We start from the raw sequence: 15,569 nt of genomic DNA, 5'->3' as shown, positions 1-15,569 counted from the left end.
AGGGTTAAGAGAGTATGGAACAAAATTTTCGTTACGCTTCGCGCTTTATCCAGGGCGATAAAGCGCGCAGAAGGCGGGCTAGCGAATGCGTGGTGTTACGCGTCCATGCAGGGCAGGGTTATCGCTTTCATCTTTTAACTTCACACCTGTAAGTCGGCGCAGGAACGCCTGTTCCAGCAGCCAGGCGAGCTTAAAGGCGGCGGCGTCGTAATTCAGCCCCTCAGGGCGGATGTTTGAAATGCAGTTGCGCTCCGACTCCAGCCGCTTGCGCTCGGGTTTCCATGTTAAATAGACGCCAAGGCTGTCCGGGGAGGAGAGACCAGGACGTTCGCCAATCAGGATCGCGACCGCTTTGCTGTTGAGCGTTTCGCCAATGTCATCCCCCAGCGCAACCCGTGACTGATGCGCCAGCACCACCGGGGCGAGTGAAATACCCAATGTTTCCAGATACGGCAGCAGCGCTTTAATCAACCCGACAGACTGACGCTGCACCGCATGCGAAGAGAGTCCATCGCCAATCACCAGCAGCAGGTCGTGTGCGGGTGTCCGGCTCGCTTTTAACGCATCACGGCTCTCTTCGCTGAGCATGCGCCCTAAATCAGGTCGATTCAGATAGATGTGTCTGTCTGTCGCCGCACTGTGTGCCTTGAGCGTTTGCAGCCCCAGTGCGTGTAATTGTGCCGCCAGGTTTTCACTGTCGAACGGCTGGTGAATGGCATCTCGGGCCTGCGCATGGGCCAGGCCAAAGTTCAGCACTTCGCGCGTGGGCAGACTGGCGCCGCTACGTCCAAGCGCGATGCGGGCATCGGTAAATTCGCGCAGCAATGTCCAGGCATCCGGTGGATTCATGCGCTCACTCCTTGTGGTAATGCGGTCAGCAGCGGGTGGTTCGCCCCGGTTAAACGCAACTGCCCGTGGGTATCGATAATCTGCATACGGGTGAGCCAGTCGGCGAACTCCGGCGCATGCTTAAGTCCCAGCAAACGGCGGGCGTAAAGGGCGTCGTGGAATGAGGTGCTCTGATAATTCAGCATAATGTCATCCGCGCCCGGTACGCCAATCAGGAAGGTTAGCCCGGCGTTACACAGCAGCGTCAGCAAGGTGTCCATATCATCCTGGTCAGCTTCGGCGTGGTTGGTGTAGCAGACGTCGCATCCAATGGGCAGCCCCATCAACTTGCCGCAGAAGTGATCTTCTAAACCGGCACGAATGATCTGCTTGCCGTCATAGAGATACTCCGGCCCGATAAATCCGACCACGGTATTGACCAGTAACGGGTTGAAGTGGCGCGCCACGGCATAGGCCCGTGCTTCACAGGTTTGCTGGTCAACGCCGTGATGCGCATTCGCTGACAGGCAGCTCCCCTGGCCCGTTTCAAAATACATCACGTTGTTGCCGAGCGTGCCGCGCTTGAGGCTCAGGGCTGCGTCCTGCGCCTCTTTGAGCATCGACAAATTGATACCAAAACCGCTGTTGGCGGCTTCGGTTCCCGCCACCGACTGAAAAACCAGGTCCACCGGCGCGCCACGTTCAATCAGTTGCAATGTATTAGTGACGTGAGTCAGCACACAGGATTGGGTGGGGATGGCAAAACGGCTGATGATGTCATCCATCATATGATTGAGCCGTTCAAGAACCGGCAGACTGTCGCTGGCCGGGTTAATGCCGACTACCGCATCACCTGCACCGTAGAGCAGGCCATCGAGCATGCTGGCGGCAATCCCTTTTAAATCATCAGTAGGATGATTCGGTTGCAGGCGCACGCTCAGATGACCGGGCAGGCCGATAGTGTTACGAAAACGGGTAATCACGCTGCATTTGCTGGCCACCAGAATCAAATCCTGGTTACGCATCAGCTTGCTTACTGCGGCCGCCATTTCCGGCGTGATGGCAGGAGCAATATGCGTCAGCGTGGCGGCATCGGTGGTATCAGCCAGCAACCAGTCACGAAAGTCACCGACGGTCAGGTGGCGAATCAGCGAAAAGGCATCGGCATTGTGGGTATCAATGATCAGACGGGTGACTTCATCGCTTTCGTAAGGAATGAGCGGATTGTCCAGAAGGTCACTCAGCGGGACGTCGGCAAGGGCCATTTTCGCCGCCATGCGCTCTTCCGCTGAATCTGCCGCGACGCCCGCCAGCACATCCCCGGAGCGGGCCGGGGATGCTTTTGCCATGAGTTCTTTTAGACTGGCGAACCGGTATGTCCGGTGCGCCAGGGTCGTTTTATACATTTCGCCTCCTCAGGAGAGCGCACGCAGTTGCGGATCCATCGCCGCACGCTGACGGGCTGGCGCTGTTTTACGGAACCACATGTAACCCCCCAGCATCATCAGCGCGAAAATGAGCGCCAGCAGGGTGTTGTACCAGACCATCGCGACCAGGCAGAGTATCGCCATGCCCAGTGCAAACGCGGGTGCAATCGGGAACAGGGGCGCTTTAAACGGACGCACCAGGTTCGGCTCGCTGCGGCGCAGTTTGAACAGCGCGGCCATTGAGATGATATACATAACAATAGCGCCGAAAACTGACATCGTCACAATGCAGGCGGTCAGCGGCATACCGCTAATGGTGACAAGCGAATCGGAGAAAATGGCCGCGATACCCACCACACCACCAGCCAGAATCGCCAGATGCGGGGTGCGCGTTTTGCGATTCAGGTTTGCCAGGCTTGCTGGTAGATAGCCCGCACGCGCCAGTGAGTAAATCTGACGGGAGTAACCCATGATAATGCCGTGGAAGGAAGCCACCAGGCCAAACAGCCCCAGCCAGACCAGCATGTGCAGCCAGCCGCTACTGTTACCCACCACGGCTTTCATCGCCTGCGGTAAGGGGTCATTAATGTTCGACAGGGTACGCCAGTCACCCACGCCGCCGGCAAATATCATCACGCCAACGGCCAGGACGGTCAGCGTCAGGATGCCGCCGCCCAGCGCGCGAGGAATGGTGCGTTGCGGATCTTTGGCTTCTTCGGCCGCCATAGATGCGCCTTCAATCGCCAGGAAGAACCAGATAGCAAACGGGATGGCGGCAAACATACCCGACAATGCCGGGGCACTAAAGCTTTCTGCGCCTGCCCAGCCGTTAGCTGTGAAGTTGTCCCAGGAGAAGCCCGGTGCAACGACTCCCATAAAGACCAGCAGTTCAAATATCGCCAGCAGTGTGACGATCAATTCAAACGTAGCGGCAATACCGACACCGAGAATATTCAACGCCATAAAAATGATATAGGCGCCGCAGGCGATCCATTTTGGATCGAGCGATGGAAATTGCACGTTGAGGTAAGCACCGATGGCCATTGCAATAGCCGGTGGGGCAAACACAAATTCTATGAGCGTTGCAAAACCGGCAATAAATCCGCCTGTGGGGCCGAAGGCACGATAAGCATAAGCAAAGGGCCCGCCTGCATGTGGAATCGCCGTTGTCAGCTCAGTAAAACTGAATATGAACGCGCAATACATTGCGGCAATCGCCAGCGCGACAATCAAAAATCCCATCGTTCCGGCCTGGGACCAGCCATAACTCCAGCCAAAATATTCGCCTGATATGACCAGGCCGACGGCGATGCCCCATAAGCGGAAGCTGCCGAGTGTTCTTTTTAATGTGGTTGATTCTGTGGTCATCATTTACTGCCTCGCCATTAAACACAGTACATGGGCAGTAGCAAAGGCAGTGCCAAACTTAAAAAATCAATTTATTCAGTTAGTTATTTATGTTTTGTGGCGTGATGTGAAAAAATTGCGGCACAGATGTCGCGCCTGACGGGTAATTCTGGTGCATGCTGCCCCGCAATGGTGAAATTTAGCGGACAGTAAACGCTTTCTTTGTGTATCGCGGGGCGAACTCGCTGAAAGTGAAGCGTAAAAATAATGCCTTGAGTGAAATTTCCGCAGGCAGAAGGGGGTGAATTTTTTATATGTCAGGAAAAAACAAAATATTATAGGGAACCGCTGATTAATAAATCCGAAAATTCTTACACCCTTTTTATCGCTGGAGCGCTTTACTATTATTTATTAATGGCGATATTTACTGTTTTTATTTCACATACTTTTTACATTTTGGATTTTATTGCCTTATGACATTGTTTTGTCGGCTGCATCACAATGTTTTCAGGCAATTACCTGATGTTAAATTTAATCATTGAGAATGAGTTGACCTGAATTGTTTCGCACTTTAGTTTGAGAGAAAAAATTTCAGGCAAATCCAGGATTATATTTAACTAAGGAGGGGCATATGGCCTGGCGACCGATTCTCTATGTTATTTTTACGACTAACCCACGGCTGAGCAGCAGACGAGCGCGGTTGCGTGTGGTCGCCAATCATCCGTAGGATCATGATGACGGTTAATTTTCAGAAAGATGACTTGTCCCGCAACCATCCGCTGGCTGCGCTCCTCTCCAGCCAGTCGTTCGTCCTGTTAGATGGCGCAATGGCTACCGAGTTGGAGGCGCATGGCTGCAATTTGGCCGATTCTTTATGGTCAGCAAAGGTGTTACTGGAAGCACCGGATGTCATTCGTCAGGTGCATCTCGACTATTTTCGCGCCGGGGCGCAGATTGCCACCACGGCCAGCTATCAGGCGACGCCCGCTGGTTTTGCCGCCCGTAATCTCAACCAGACACAGGCCACGGAACTGATTGCGAAAAGTGTACAACTGGCCTGCCAGGCGCGGGCAATGTATCTGCAGGAAAACCCCGGGGCTGGCACGCTACTGGTGGCCGGTTCAGTTGGGCCCTATGGCGCTTATCTTGCCGATGGTTCGGAGTATCGCGGCGATTACGTCTGCCGCGATGAGGATTTTCAGGCATTTCATCGCCAGCGCATTGAAACGTTGTTGCTGAGCGGCGTCGATCTGCTGGCATGTGAAACCTTCCCTTCTTTCCCGGAAATCTGCGCGTTGATTGCATTGTTACGTTCGTGGCCGCAGGCGCGCGCCTGGTTTTCGTTTAGCGTACGTGACAGCGAACATCTCTGTGACGGTACACCGCTGCGGGAGGTGATGGCAGCGGTGGCAGGGTCTTCTCAGGTGGTGTCCGTGGGCGTTAATTGTCTTGCGCCCGAGCGGGCTGCGGCAGTGCTACGTCATTTGCGTAGTCTCACATCATTACCGCTGCTGGTTTATCCCAATTCCGGGGAGCGTTACGATCCGCAGTTGAAAAGCTGGCATCGGCATGCGAGCAACGGCCCGACGCTGGTGGATTATTTACCCGAGTGGCTGGAGGCGGGCGCACGTTTGATTGGCGGGTGCTGTCGCACCACGCCAGACGAGATTGCCACACTCAGGCAGCATCTTCCCCGGTGGCGCTGACGCTTACCGGGGCTACGGCTGGTGCGGTTGGTAGCCCGGATAAGGCGTAGCCGCATCCGGGAAATACTTTGCGAGATGCTTTCCATAACATTGCTGCTTTTCAGTCCAGGGCTTGTTCTTCGGATTACGTTGAGTGCCCGGGGCATTCAGGCACATGGAGCGGCATTTGGTAACTTATCGGCGATATTACGTGAACGGCGGTACCTGGTTCTTCACGGTGAATCTTAAAAACCGCAGAAGCTTTCTTCTCACGACTCATATTGAGGCTTTGCGCCAGGCGGTGAATACCGTCAGGCAGCGAAAGCCCTTTCATATTGATGCCTGGGTTGTTCTTCCTGAACACATTCATTGCGTATGGACATTGCCCGCAGACGATACAGACTATTCGGGGCGATGGCGCGATATCAAAAAGCAATTTACCCGGACATTACAGCAGCGGAGTATCTGGCAGCCTCGTTTCTGGGAGCACACGATTCGCGATGACGTGGATTACCGCCATCATGTTGATTATGTTTACAACAATCCTGTCAAACATGGTTGGGTGGAACAGGTAAGGGATTGGCCATTTTCAACCTTTCATCGAGATGTAAGACGTGGGTTATACCCGGAAGATTGGGGTGGGGGAACGACAGAAATTGCGGCAGGTGAACGCCGTTAGAACACCCCCGGTGGCGCTGACGCTTACCGGGGCTACAATGGCTGAGGTAGCCCGGATAAGGCGAAGCCGCATCCGGGAATCCTCCGGTGGCGCTGACGCTTACCGGGGCTACAATGGCTGAGGTAGCCCGGATAAGGCGAAGCCGCATCCGGGATAATCCCCGGTGGCGCTGACGCTGACCGGGGCTACAGCTGGTGCGGTTGGTCGCCCGGATAAGGCGCAGCCGCATCCGGGAATCCTCCGGTGGCGCTGACGCTGACCGGGGCTACGGTGGCGGCGGTAGCCCGGATAAGGCGTAGCCGCATCCGGGAGAAACTCACGCTGTTTCGGCCAGTTCGAACATACCGTAGGGGTGGATTTGCAGGTAATACTGCTCTCCAACATCCGGTTGCAGGCGGGTGGCGTTAACCTGCAACAAAATGCGCTGGCCGTGCCATTCCACAATCACCTCGTACTGCGGGCCCATATATGCCACGTGCACGATCACGCAACGCTGGCTGTCATCACCCTGTTCGCCCAGTGTGATGGCTTCCGGACGGACACCCACCGTACCGCTGCCCTGGGCCGAAAAATGCGTCGGTACAGGTAGTCGGTATCCATAGATATCAACATATTGCGAATGGAATGTGGCCGGGAACAGGTTGGCATCGCCCATAAAACTTGCCATAAAGCGTGACGCAGGCTGGCGATACAGATTCTGCGGCGAGCCCATCTGCATAATATGGCCCTTATTCATCACCAGCACCGTATCGGAGACGGCAAAGGCCTCGCTCTGATCGTGCGTGACATACAGCGACGTGATGTTGAACTGTTTTTGCAGTTCGCGAATCTTATCGCGCATGCTGCGACGCAGGTTGGCGTCGAGGTTACTCAACGGCTCATCAAACAACAGCACCTTCGGTTTGAGGATCAACGCACGCGCCAGTGCCACACGTTGTTGCTGCCCACCGGAAATCTGATCCACATAGCGGTCTTCGAAACCTTCCAGGTCCACCATCGCCAGCGCTTCTTTCACCCGCGTTTTCACCTCTGCGCGTGACACACCGAGCATCTTAAGACCATACCCCACGTTTTCCCCCAGCGACATGTGCGGGAAAAGGGCGTAGGACTGGAACACCATGCAAATATCACGCTGCTGAATGGAACGATGCGTGACGTCCTCGCCATCAATAAAAATTTGCCCCTCAGACGGTTTTTCCAGCCCCGCCACCAGACGCAGCACCGTGGTTTTGCCACAGCCTGACGGCCCGAGTAACGTCACCATCTCACCCTGCGGGATAGCAAGATTAATGTTGTCGATAACCGTGTTGTTACCAAATCGCTTGGTGACATTGCGCAGTTCAACGAAATGTTTTTGTGTCATGGTCGCGCTCCGTTACGCCTGGTTTTTAGCTTTGGAACGGGAGATACGCGCCTCACCGATCAGCCAGTCGAAAATAAAGATGATGGCGAGCATCACCACAATAAGGATTGAGCCATAGGCAATGGCTACGCCGTATTCCCCGTCTTCCACGCGGTTCAGAATGTAGGCTGTCGCCACACGCGTGTCCGGCGTCACCAAAAAGACAATGGCGCTGACGGTGGTGATGGCACGGACAAAACTGTAAATCAGCGCGGATAAAATCGCCGGGCGCAGCAGGGGCAGCAAAATCTGCGTAATGGTACGCAATGACCCGGCACGCAGGCTCAGCGAGGCCTCATCCAGCGATTTATCAATCTGACCTAAGCCTGCGATCCCGGCACGAATGCCGACCGGTACGTTACGCATCACCATCGAGATAATGACGATGGCGGCGGTACCGGTGATGTACACCGGGGCGCTGTTAAAGGCGAGAATATACGAAACGCCCGCCACGGTGCCGGGAACCGCAAAGCACAGCATGGTGGTGAACTCGATGGTTTTTTTCCCTTTGAATTGCTGGCGAACCACAATCCAGGCAATCAGCAGGCCGAAAATGGCGGTAATCGGGGCGGCAATCCCGGCGTACAGCAGCGTGTCGAGCAGGGAAGGCCACGCGCCGTCGCTCATGCCCTGACCAAACAGCTTGATAAAGTTATCCAGCGTCAGGGTGTAATCCACGCCCCAGTTCACCGTGAAGCTGCCGTAGAAAATGCTGCCATAGAGCAGGGCGTTGAACGCCACCCATACTGCCAGCAGTGCCACTACACTCCACACCAGGGTGACCGGCAGGGGCTGTACATCGCCGCGATAGGATTTGCCGGAAACGGTGACGTAAGAGCGTTTGCCGATCCACATGTACTGCACGCAGAACACCAGCAGCGAGAAGAGCAGCAGGAAGGCGCCGAGCGTACTGGCGGCCTGATAATCGAGCTGTGAACCGGTAATGTAGAAGTAGATTTGGGTGGCCAGCACGTCAAAGTTACCGCCGAGCACCAGCGGGTTACTAAAGTCGGCCAGCGATTGCACGACCACAATCAGAAACGCGTTAGCCAGCGCCGGTTTCAGCAACGGAATGAACACCCCGTTAAAGGTCTGCCAGCGGCTGGCGCGCAGGGTGTACGAGGCCTCTTCCAGCGACGGATGGATGGTCTTAATTGCCCCGTCGAGGATCATAAAGGCCATAGGCGTAAAGGCCAGTACTTGTGCCAGCCAGATACCGGTAAACCCGTACAGCCAGTTGGTGTTAGTGAGCCCGAACCAGTCGACCATTAATTCGGTGATGTAGCCGGAACGCCCCATCATCAGGGTGACGCCAAGTCCTACCACGAACGGCGGGGTGACGATCGGCAAAATGGAGAATACGCGGCCGATGATGGCACTGCGTTTGGCAATACGCGTGGTATAAATCGCCAGCACCAGACCGAAGAAGGTACAGCCGACGCCCACAGCAATGGAAAGCCAAATGGAGTTCAGGATCACCTGAATGATGTGCGCCTGTGCGAGCACATTCATAAACGCCAGCGGGGCAAACTCGCCACTGTCGGTGGTGAACATCGGAATAAAGATGGCGATGCTCGGCCAGACAATGAAGACCCCGATCAGCGCCACGATGACAATCAGCGAGCCGATAACAAAGCGGTCACCGCCGAGCCACTCCAGGCGGGTGAGGGCCAGCGTCATGATGGCGGCAAGGGCGACAAACAGCACAATGACCGCGTAACCGAGGCCACGTCCTTCAACGGTGGCGCTGACGGCCACAAACGCCATGCACAGCAATGCCCAGCCCGCGTCAAAATAGTGGCGGCCGCGCTGCTTACGCCGGGTTTCGCTCAGGGGGCGAACCAGCAACACGCTGGGCAGCAGATACCACAACCAACTGACGTTAACGTGCGACCAGCCGTAGGCGTCGATAATTTCATCGCGCGTGGACTCCAGCAGGCCGTAATCCAGGCTCCAGCCTGGCAGCAGCGCGAAGGCCAGCCAGCTGAGCAGAACCCAAAGGAATATCGCATCCCGCTTTGGGGCGGGATGGAGTGTGAGTGTGTGTGACATAAGCATTCCGTTAAAGCCAGAGAGATAAGCTATTTGCCCTCACCCCAACCCTCTCCCACTGTACGGTCCGGAGACATGGTAGACAGGTGTTCGGGGACATGGTGAACACTTTTTAACACCCTTTCCCCATGATGATCGACCTCTTTTTCAGGTCGATCATCCCCACTTTCGTGCTGTACCACCACACCTCATAGCAGCCATCCTCTGCCGTTTCACGCAGGCCCACATATTCACCCCTGAACGCTTTCCCTGCACTCAGGCTCACTCCTTTTATGCTCAGCTTCCCGCTCACATCCACCTTCCTCACCTGCACGCCCTCATCATAGTCCGGCGGCTGAACCGCCCCGCTGTACTGCCGCGATGACGGCTGATAACGTGACGCCGGGACCCCCATGTCCAGCGCTTCATGTGGACGCTCCAGGTTATAGACCGCGCGCCAGTCGTCGAACACCTGCTGTAACTGGCTGGCGTCCGTGAACCACCGGCCCTGCAGCACTTCGGCCTTCAGGCTGCGGTGAAAACGTTCCAGCTTGCCCTGCGTCTGTGGATGGTAAGGCCGCGAATGCCCCACCCGGATACCCTGGCGCATCAGCCACAGCTCCAGCGCGGTCCAGCTTCCTGTGGTGTCGCCCCAGGGCGCGCCGTTATCCATCGTCATCCGCGCCGGCAGACCGTAACGTTCAAACACCCTCACCAGCTGTTGCCGGACGGTTGTGAGCCGTTCATCAGGACAGTGTGCGAGACAGAGCGAGAACCGGGAATGGTCATCCAGCAGGGTGAGCGGGTGGCAGCGGCCACCGGCAAAAGGAAAGTGACCTTTAAAATCCATCTGCCAGAGCTGGTTGGGCGCGGTGTGTTCGAAGCGTCCGGTGGCAGGAATGCCGGGTGTGCCTCCCGGCAGCAGACCGTGGCGGGCCATCAGGTTGTGCACGGTGCTGAACGCGGGCAGAACGTGTCCGCGGTCCTCAAGCCAGCGCTTAATCTTACGGGCGCCCCAGCGTTCATGGGCGCAGTGGGCCATGCGCAGCAGGTCCGTCACACGGTCATCGGTTCGCCGGGGCGAATGCAGAGGCGCACGGGAACGGTCAGCAAGGCCGGCGGCGCCTTCCTCAGTCCAGCGGCGAAGCCACTTGTAGCCGGTGGACGGCGAAATGTTGAAATGACGGCAGAGTGCCCGGAGGTTCGCCCCGTCCTGCGAGGCGAACAGTACAAACTCAGAACGTAATGACATGGTATCTCTCGCATCCCAGGGCATAAGCGACTCCATAAACGGGTTCTTATGCCTCAGTTGTAAGTGTCCACCATGTCCCCGAACAAGCGTTCACTATGTCTCCGGACTGTACACCCACAGGGAGAAGGGGAAGGCGGGCCTGTAGATCCGGGCGTGGGCTTATTGGCCCATCTTCACGTCGCTAACCCATTTGTTGATGAGTGCTTTACGAATGTCTGTGGAACCGTATTTATCCATGTCGTAATTGATCAGTTTCAGATCGTCGAGCTTGAGCGAGTTTGGCGAGGTTTCGGCGGTGGTATTAGTCAGAATCTGATAAGACTTGCCCTTTTTCCATGCCAGCTCCTGTGCCTCTTTTGACAGCGCCCAGTCAACGAACAGCTTCGCGTTATCCAGGTTACGTGCCCCTTTCAGGATACTGATACCGCCAATTTCGTAGCCGGTGCCTTCACAGGGCGAAATCAGTTCAAGCGGCGCGCCTTGTTCTTTCTCCAGCGAGTAGTCATGCAGGAAGCCAATGCCAATGGCGGTTTCGCCACGCGCGGCGTTACGTGCCGGGGCGATACCGGATTTGGTGTATTGAGAGATATTGCCGTTGAGCTGTTTTAAGTAATCGAAAGCCTGGTCTTCTCCCCACAACTGAACAAAGGTTGCCAGCGCGGTATAGGCGGTGCCGGAACTCTGCGGATCGGCGATTTGAATTTCGCTCTTGTATTCTGGCTTCGTCAGATCTTTCCAGCACTTCGGTATCGGCAGATTTTTCTCTTTCAGGCGCTGGGTGTTAACGCCAAAACCGAGAATGCCCACATAAACGGCGGAAGAGAGATTGCCTTTCACTTTGGCCGGATCGCGGAATTTCTCCATGATCTGCTCCAGGTTGGGAGATTTATAGGGCTGCAGGAGACCCATTTCCCCGGCCTGGGACTGAGGATCCAGCGTGCCGCCGTACCAGACATCCGCCTGCGGGTTTTTCTTCTCTGCATCCACTTTTGCCAGCGTGCTGCCAGAACCGTTGCGGATGAAGGACGTCTTCACATTATATTTTTCGCCAAAGGCCTGCGTTTCCGATTCACACATTTCGTTGGTCGCGCTGCAGTAGACCACCAGACGACCTTCTGCTTTTGCCACGCCGCTGAGCGCTGCCAGCGCCAGACCGGATGCCACCAGGGTAGAGAGCAGGGTAACTTTCATTGTTTTATCCTTCCTGTGAGGTTGTAGGACTGCGAGACGACGTAATGCCCACCATCAGCAAGGGCATCAGAAGTAAACCCATCAACACGGCGGCAACGGAGAGCAAACTAAACATCCCCGACCAACCGTAACGTTCAATCACCTGCGACAGCGGCCAGCCCGCAAGCGCGGCGCCGATATAGGCAAAGACCCCGAGAAAACCGGTAATCGACCCTGCCGCTGCCTTATGTCCACACTCCACGGCGGCCAGACCGATCAGCATTTGCGGACCAAATACAAAAAATCCTACGGTAAAAAAGCACATCGCCAGCAACGCGTAGTGATGTACCGGCGCCAGCCAAAGCGCGGCGACGGAGACAATCAGCCCCAGCGTGAAGAGCAAAATCATCGGTGCGCGTTGTCCGCTGAACAGGAGGTCGGACCCCCAACCCGCGAACAGCGCGCCGAGCAGGCCGCCGACCTCAAACAGCATCACCGTGGCATTGGCGCTTAATAAATTGACGCCGTGGCTTTCCGCCAGCCAGATGTTGCCCCAGTCATTGAGCGCAATGCGGATCAGGTAGACCAGCACATACGACACGCCCAGCAGCCAGATCATCGGGTTACGTAGCATGGTGATGCGTAACATCTGCCATAAGCCCATTGGGGGGCTTTGTTGTTCCTGGCGCAGCTCCAGCGGGTCATGCCGCCATTCGCCTACGCTTGGTAATCCTTCTTCCTGCGGTGTGCCCCGCAGTTGCATTGTCAGCCAGACGCCGAGCGCCATGCTGATTATCCCTGGTGTCAGCATCGCGGCCTGCCAGCCCCACCAGTGGGCGGCAAAGGCACATATCAACGGAATAACGGCCCCGCCAATATTGATGGACATGTTCCAGCATCCCCACCAGAAGCCGCGTTCATTGCGGGAATACCAGTGGGTGAGCAAGCGAGCGCAGGGCGGCCAGCCCCAGCCCTGAAAAAAACCGTTTAAGGTCCAGACCACCAACAACAGCGGCAATGCGTCACCGAAAGCGAACAGCACGTTCAGCAAGCCGGTGGCAAACAGCCCGCAGCCCATAAAGGCGCGTTGCCCGTGGCTGTCGTGCCATAGCCCGGCGGCAAATTTCGACAGGCCATAGCTGAGGTAAAACAGTGAGCCCATCAGTCCGATGTCGCCTTTGTCTAACCCCAGATCGCTTTGCAGCGCCGGGAGCACGTAATTGACACTTTTGCGCGTCAGGTAAAACGCTGCATAGCCCACCACCATGCACAGCAGTAACCGTGGGCGACAGGCCCGGTAACGGTGTTCAATGTCGGCGAATGAAATGGCATGCATAACGGTCTCCAGTTGCGCTGACTATAGGTAAGCGCAAACGAAAGCGGATGAGAGAAACTCCCCAGGCGGCTAAGACTTTTTCCTGGTCAGAGCGGGTTTTGTTGCAAAATTGTGGGCAAGTTAACAGTTACATGGGTTCCCTGACGCGACTCGAGCATTAATTCGCCACCCAGGGCGTGGACACGCTCGCGCATTCCCTGGATACCAAAGCCCGGCATTTTCTCTGCGGCGATACCGAGGCCGTTATCATGCACTTCAAGACGCAGGAGGCCGTTTTGCTCACTCAGGGTGATGCGTACGTCACTGGCGCAGGCGTGTTTGCAGACGTTATTGAGCAATTCTTGCAGCAGACGATAGAGGGTAAACACCAGCGTTTCGCTGGCAGGGGGCGAACTGAGTCGATAATCGAAATGGCAGACAATCCCGCGCTCGGCGAAGGCAAATTCGTTAACCAGGTGGTGCAGCGCCTCTTGCAGGGAAAGCTCATCCAGCACCGGCGGGCGAAGCTGACGCAGCAGTTGCCGGGTGGAGTGGTGAATGCGTCTGGACAGTTCGTTTATCTGATTGGCCGCCTCCAGCGCCTGCGGCGTTTCTCCTGCCCGTTTCACTAACTGTGACTGGATTTGAATGGCGGTAATGTTCTGGCCAATTTCGTCATGTAGCTCGCGGGCTAGGTTTTTGCGGGTGTCCTCTTCCGTATGGATCAATTTTTCGGTTAAGGCCCGGCGAGCCTGTAATTCGGCCTCCAGCCGCTTGCGATAATGGTGCAGGTTTTGCGCCAGATGCTGTTGGCGGCTGATGGCGATCCCCAGGCCAATACCCAGCAGCGCCTGCGTGGCGAGGAAAATTTCCAGCTCCAGCAGGTCGCTAAAGCCCACGCCAATCTGACGGGCGATGGTGATCAGCATACTGCCGAGCAGGCCTGACAGCACGCCGCCCTGCCAGCCAAACTTCCACGCCATCACCACATTGGGTAAAAAGACCACGATCAATAGCAGACGTTCTATCTGCGGTGACAGCACCATTTGTGTGCCGATACCGATAATAAAAAAGAGGCTACACCAGATGATGAGCGAGGTACGTAACGGCGGCGCGATCGTATCGAGACCAAGCAGGTGATGGCGGTGTTGCTGACGCAGGAACTCAAACATGAGATAGACGAAGGGCGTCAGCAGCACGCCGCCGGTGAAGGAGGCCAGGGCCAATAACAGCAAGGGGCTTTGCAAAAAAGGGCCAAGTAGCAGGGTATGTAATAACGCGCTGCAGGTTACGGCCGTCAACAACAGGGAAAGGCGCTGCCAGTAAAGGGGAAAACGGTGCCAGAAATGTTGCGTCATGAGTGCCGGAAGCAGGCCGATCAGGGGCGCAGCCAGCATCGTGTAGCCACTAAGGAGTTGCTCGCAGTGAAGCCAGAAAATGAGTGCTAATTGTGGGAGCAATAAGGCTGGCCAGAAGCGACGCGAGAGCAGAATCAGCAGCGCCAGATACACGCCATGCGGCAGGAAGAGCACCGCCTGTTGGCCGTTATGGGTGAGATAGAAGCTGAGCGTCCACAGCATCAACCAGCCCGGTCCCCAGGCCAGAACAATAAATAATGAGATGATCCAGTGGCGCAGTGAACGCGACATCAGTGATTCGCCAGCAGGTTATGATTAAGCGCAAAATGGACCAGCTCAATGGTGGTGGCGCAGTTCAGTTTTCCCAGCACGTTGGCGCGGTGAACATGCACGGTTTTATGGCTGAGATCGAGTTTGAAGGCGATCTCTTTGACGCTGTCACCCTTCACCAGTAAATCAAACACTTCCCGCTCACGCGGTGTCAGAGATGCCAGAACTTTGACTGGCTCGATCCCGCCGCGCAGCGCTTTTAGCGCATCAGCGCAAAGGTAATGGCCGCCAAGACCGACGGAGCGCACCGCTCGCACCAGTTCTTCCGGGCCGCAGCGTTTGGTCAGATAACCACTGGCACCGGCATCCAGCGCGCTTTGCACGAAGGCGGGGGTGTCATAAATACTCAGGATAATGGCGCGAAAATCGGGCCGCTGGACCCGCAGACGTTTTAGCAAACTCAGGCCATTTTCATCCGGCATGGCAACATCCAGTACGGCGACATCCACATCGTTTTTTAATAGCGCAGGCCAGGCTTCAGCGGCGGTGCTGTATTGCCCACTGACGCTGAGATCCTCTTCAAGGCCGAGCAATTGGGCGAAGCCCGAACGCACCACCACATGATCATCCACCAGAACCACACGAATCATAACGCACTCTCACCGGGTAAAACGTCATGATGCCGTCTGGTTCGGGCGTGGCAATGCTCTGGTCTGCGATATGTAACCGATGTAACAAAATTGCAATATTTAGCGTGCCACAGAAAAGAAGAGGGGGGCGTCTGCTGAGGCCGTCCCTGGCCTGC

At 56.1% G+C, this 15,569-nt stretch carries 12 protein-coding genes; 2 read left to right on the top strand and 10 right to left on the bottom strand.

What is annotated here, in order from left to right; all coding sequences use genetic code 11:
- Window positions 1-78: 78 nt before the first annotated feature.
- Genes eutC through eat form a run of 3 tightly spaced genes read right to left on the bottom strand, consistent with a single transcriptional unit; the run spans window position 79 to window position 3,623 of the window.
- Entirely contained in the window at window positions 79-849 is a 771-nt protein-coding gene (eutC, locus tag AB182_RS20185) for an ethanolamine ammonia-lyase subunit EutC (protein ID WP_047371655.1), read from the bottom strand.
- Complete coding sequence (locus tag AB182_RS20180) at window positions 846-2,234, bottom strand: ethanolamine ammonia-lyase subunit EutB (RefSeq protein WP_047371654.1); 1,389 nt, start codon at window positions 2,232-2,234, stop codon at window positions 846-848. Before AB182_RS20180 ends, eutC begins: the two co-directional genes overlap by 4 nt.
- A 9-nt stretch (window positions 2,235-2,243) precedes the next feature.
- Window positions 2,244-3,623, bottom strand: coding sequence for an ethanolamine permease (gene eat / locus AB182_RS20175; RefSeq protein WP_047371653.1), 1,380 nt, complete (start codon window positions 3,621-3,623; stop codon window positions 2,244-2,246).
- A gap of 740 nt (window positions 3,624-4,363) precedes the next feature.
- Between eat and mmuM the strand changes: the two genes are divergently transcribed.
- Both mmuM and AB182_RS20160 read left to right on the top strand, forming a co-directional pair.
- The gene (mmuM, locus tag AB182_RS20165) at window positions 4,364-5,308 is read left to right on the top strand and encodes a homocysteine S-methyltransferase (protein ID WP_047373382.1); all 945 of its coding nucleotides are present in this window, start codon (window positions 4,364-4,366) and stop codon (window positions 5,306-5,308) included.
- A 166-nt stretch (window positions 5,309-5,474) separates the two neighbouring features.
- The gene (locus tag AB182_RS20160; protein ID WP_120785410.1) at window positions 5,475-5,966 is read left to right on the top strand and encodes an REP-associated tyrosine transposase; all 492 of its coding nucleotides are present in this window, start codon (window positions 5,475-5,477) and stop codon (window positions 5,964-5,966) included.
- Window positions 5,967-6,282: 316 nt separating this feature from the next.
- Here the strand turns inward: AB182_RS20160 and fbpC are convergent, their stop codons facing one another.
- The 7 genes from fbpC to AB182_RS20125 form a co-directional block, all read right to left on the bottom strand.
- Window positions 6,283-7,329 carry a ferric ABC transporter ATP-binding protein gene (gene fbpC, locus AB182_RS20155; protein WP_047371650.1) on the bottom strand — a complete coding sequence of 349 codons (1,047 nt, stop codon included), beginning with the start codon at window positions 7,327-7,329 and terminating at the stop codon, window positions 6,283-6,285.
- A 12-nt stretch (window positions 7,330-7,341) separates the two neighbouring features.
- Window positions 7,342-9,420, bottom strand: a complete 2,079-nt coding sequence (locus AB182_RS20150) for an ABC transporter permease (protein WP_047371649.1) — start codon at window positions 9,418-9,420, stop codon at window positions 7,342-7,344.
- A gap of 112 nt (window positions 9,421-9,532) precedes the next feature.
- Window positions 9,533-10,675, bottom strand: a complete 1,143-nt coding sequence (locus AB182_RS20145) for an IS481 family transposase (RefSeq protein WP_047368912.1) — start codon at window positions 10,673-10,675, stop codon at window positions 9,533-9,535.
- Between the two features lie 135 nt (window positions 10,676-10,810).
- Entirely contained in the window at window positions 10,811-11,842 is a 1,032-nt protein-coding gene (locus tag AB182_RS20140; RefSeq protein ID WP_047371648.1) for an ABC transporter substrate-binding protein, read from the bottom strand.
- 4 nt (window positions 11,843-11,846) lie between these two features.
- Window positions 11,847-13,157, bottom strand: a complete 1,311-nt coding sequence (gene uhpC / locus AB182_RS20135; RefSeq protein ID WP_047371647.1) for an MFS transporter family glucose-6-phosphate receptor UhpC — start codon at window positions 13,155-13,157, stop codon at window positions 11,847-11,849.
- An 86-nt stretch (window positions 13,158-13,243) separates the two neighbouring features.
- Window positions 13,244-14,785 carry an MASE1 domain-containing sensor histidine kinase gene (locus AB182_RS20130; protein WP_047371646.1) on the bottom strand — a complete coding sequence of 514 codons (1,542 nt, stop codon included), beginning with the start codon at window positions 14,783-14,785 and terminating at the stop codon, window positions 13,244-13,246.
- A complete protein-coding gene (locus tag AB182_RS20125; RefSeq protein WP_047371645.1) occupies window positions 14,785-15,414 on the bottom strand; it encodes a response regulator transcription factor in 630 nt (209 codons plus the stop codon). Before AB182_RS20125 ends, AB182_RS20130 begins: the two co-directional genes overlap by 1 nt.
- Window positions 15,415-15,569: the final 155 nt, after the last annotated feature.

Source organism: Phytobacter ursingii, assembly GCF_001022135.1.
Lineage (GTDB): Bacteria > Pseudomonadota > Gammaproteobacteria > Enterobacterales > Enterobacteriaceae > Phytobacter > Phytobacter ursingii.
Note: the sequence above shows the minus strand (reverse complement) of the source record. Positions and strands in the feature narration are given on the sequence as shown.

What these genes read in the sequence shown, in the direction of transcription:
- eutC (WP_047371655.1), bottom strand. Translation starts at nt 849, where the DNA reads ATGAATCCACCGGATGCCTGGACATTGCTGCGCGAATTTACCGATGCC.
- AB182_RS20180 (WP_047371654.1), bottom strand. Translation starts at nt 2,234, where the DNA reads ATGTATAAAACGACCCTGGCGCACCGGACATACCGGTTCGCCAGTCTA.
- eat (WP_047371653.1), bottom strand. Translation starts at nt 3,623, where the DNA reads ATGACCACAGAATCAACCACATTAAAAAGAACACTCGGCAGCTTCCGC.
- fbpC (WP_047371650.1), bottom strand. Translation starts at nt 7,329, where the DNA reads ATGACACAAAAACATTTCGTTGAACTGCGCAATGTCACCAAGCGATTT.
- AB182_RS20150 (WP_047371649.1), bottom strand. Translation starts at nt 9,420, where the DNA reads ATGTCACACACACTCACACTCCATCCCGCCCCAAAGCGGGATGCGATA.
- AB182_RS20145 (WP_047368912.1), bottom strand. Translation starts at nt 10,675, where the DNA reads ATGCCCTGGGATGCGAGAGATACCATGTCATTACGTTCTGAGTTTGTA.
- AB182_RS20140 (WP_047371648.1), bottom strand. Translation starts at nt 11,842, where the DNA reads ATGAAAGTTACCCTGCTCTCTACCCTGGTGGCATCCGGTCTGGCGCTG.
- uhpC (WP_047371647.1), bottom strand. Translation starts at nt 13,157, where the DNA reads ATGCATGCCATTTCATTCGCCGACATTGAACACCGTTACCGGGCCTGT.
- AB182_RS20130 (WP_047371646.1), bottom strand. Translation starts at nt 14,785, where the DNA reads ATGTCGCGTTCACTGCGCCACTGGATCATCTCATTATTTATTGTTCTG.
- AB182_RS20125 (WP_047371645.1), bottom strand. Translation starts at nt 15,414, where the DNA reads ATGATTCGTGTGGTTCTGGTGGATGATCATGTGGTGGTGCGTTCGGGC.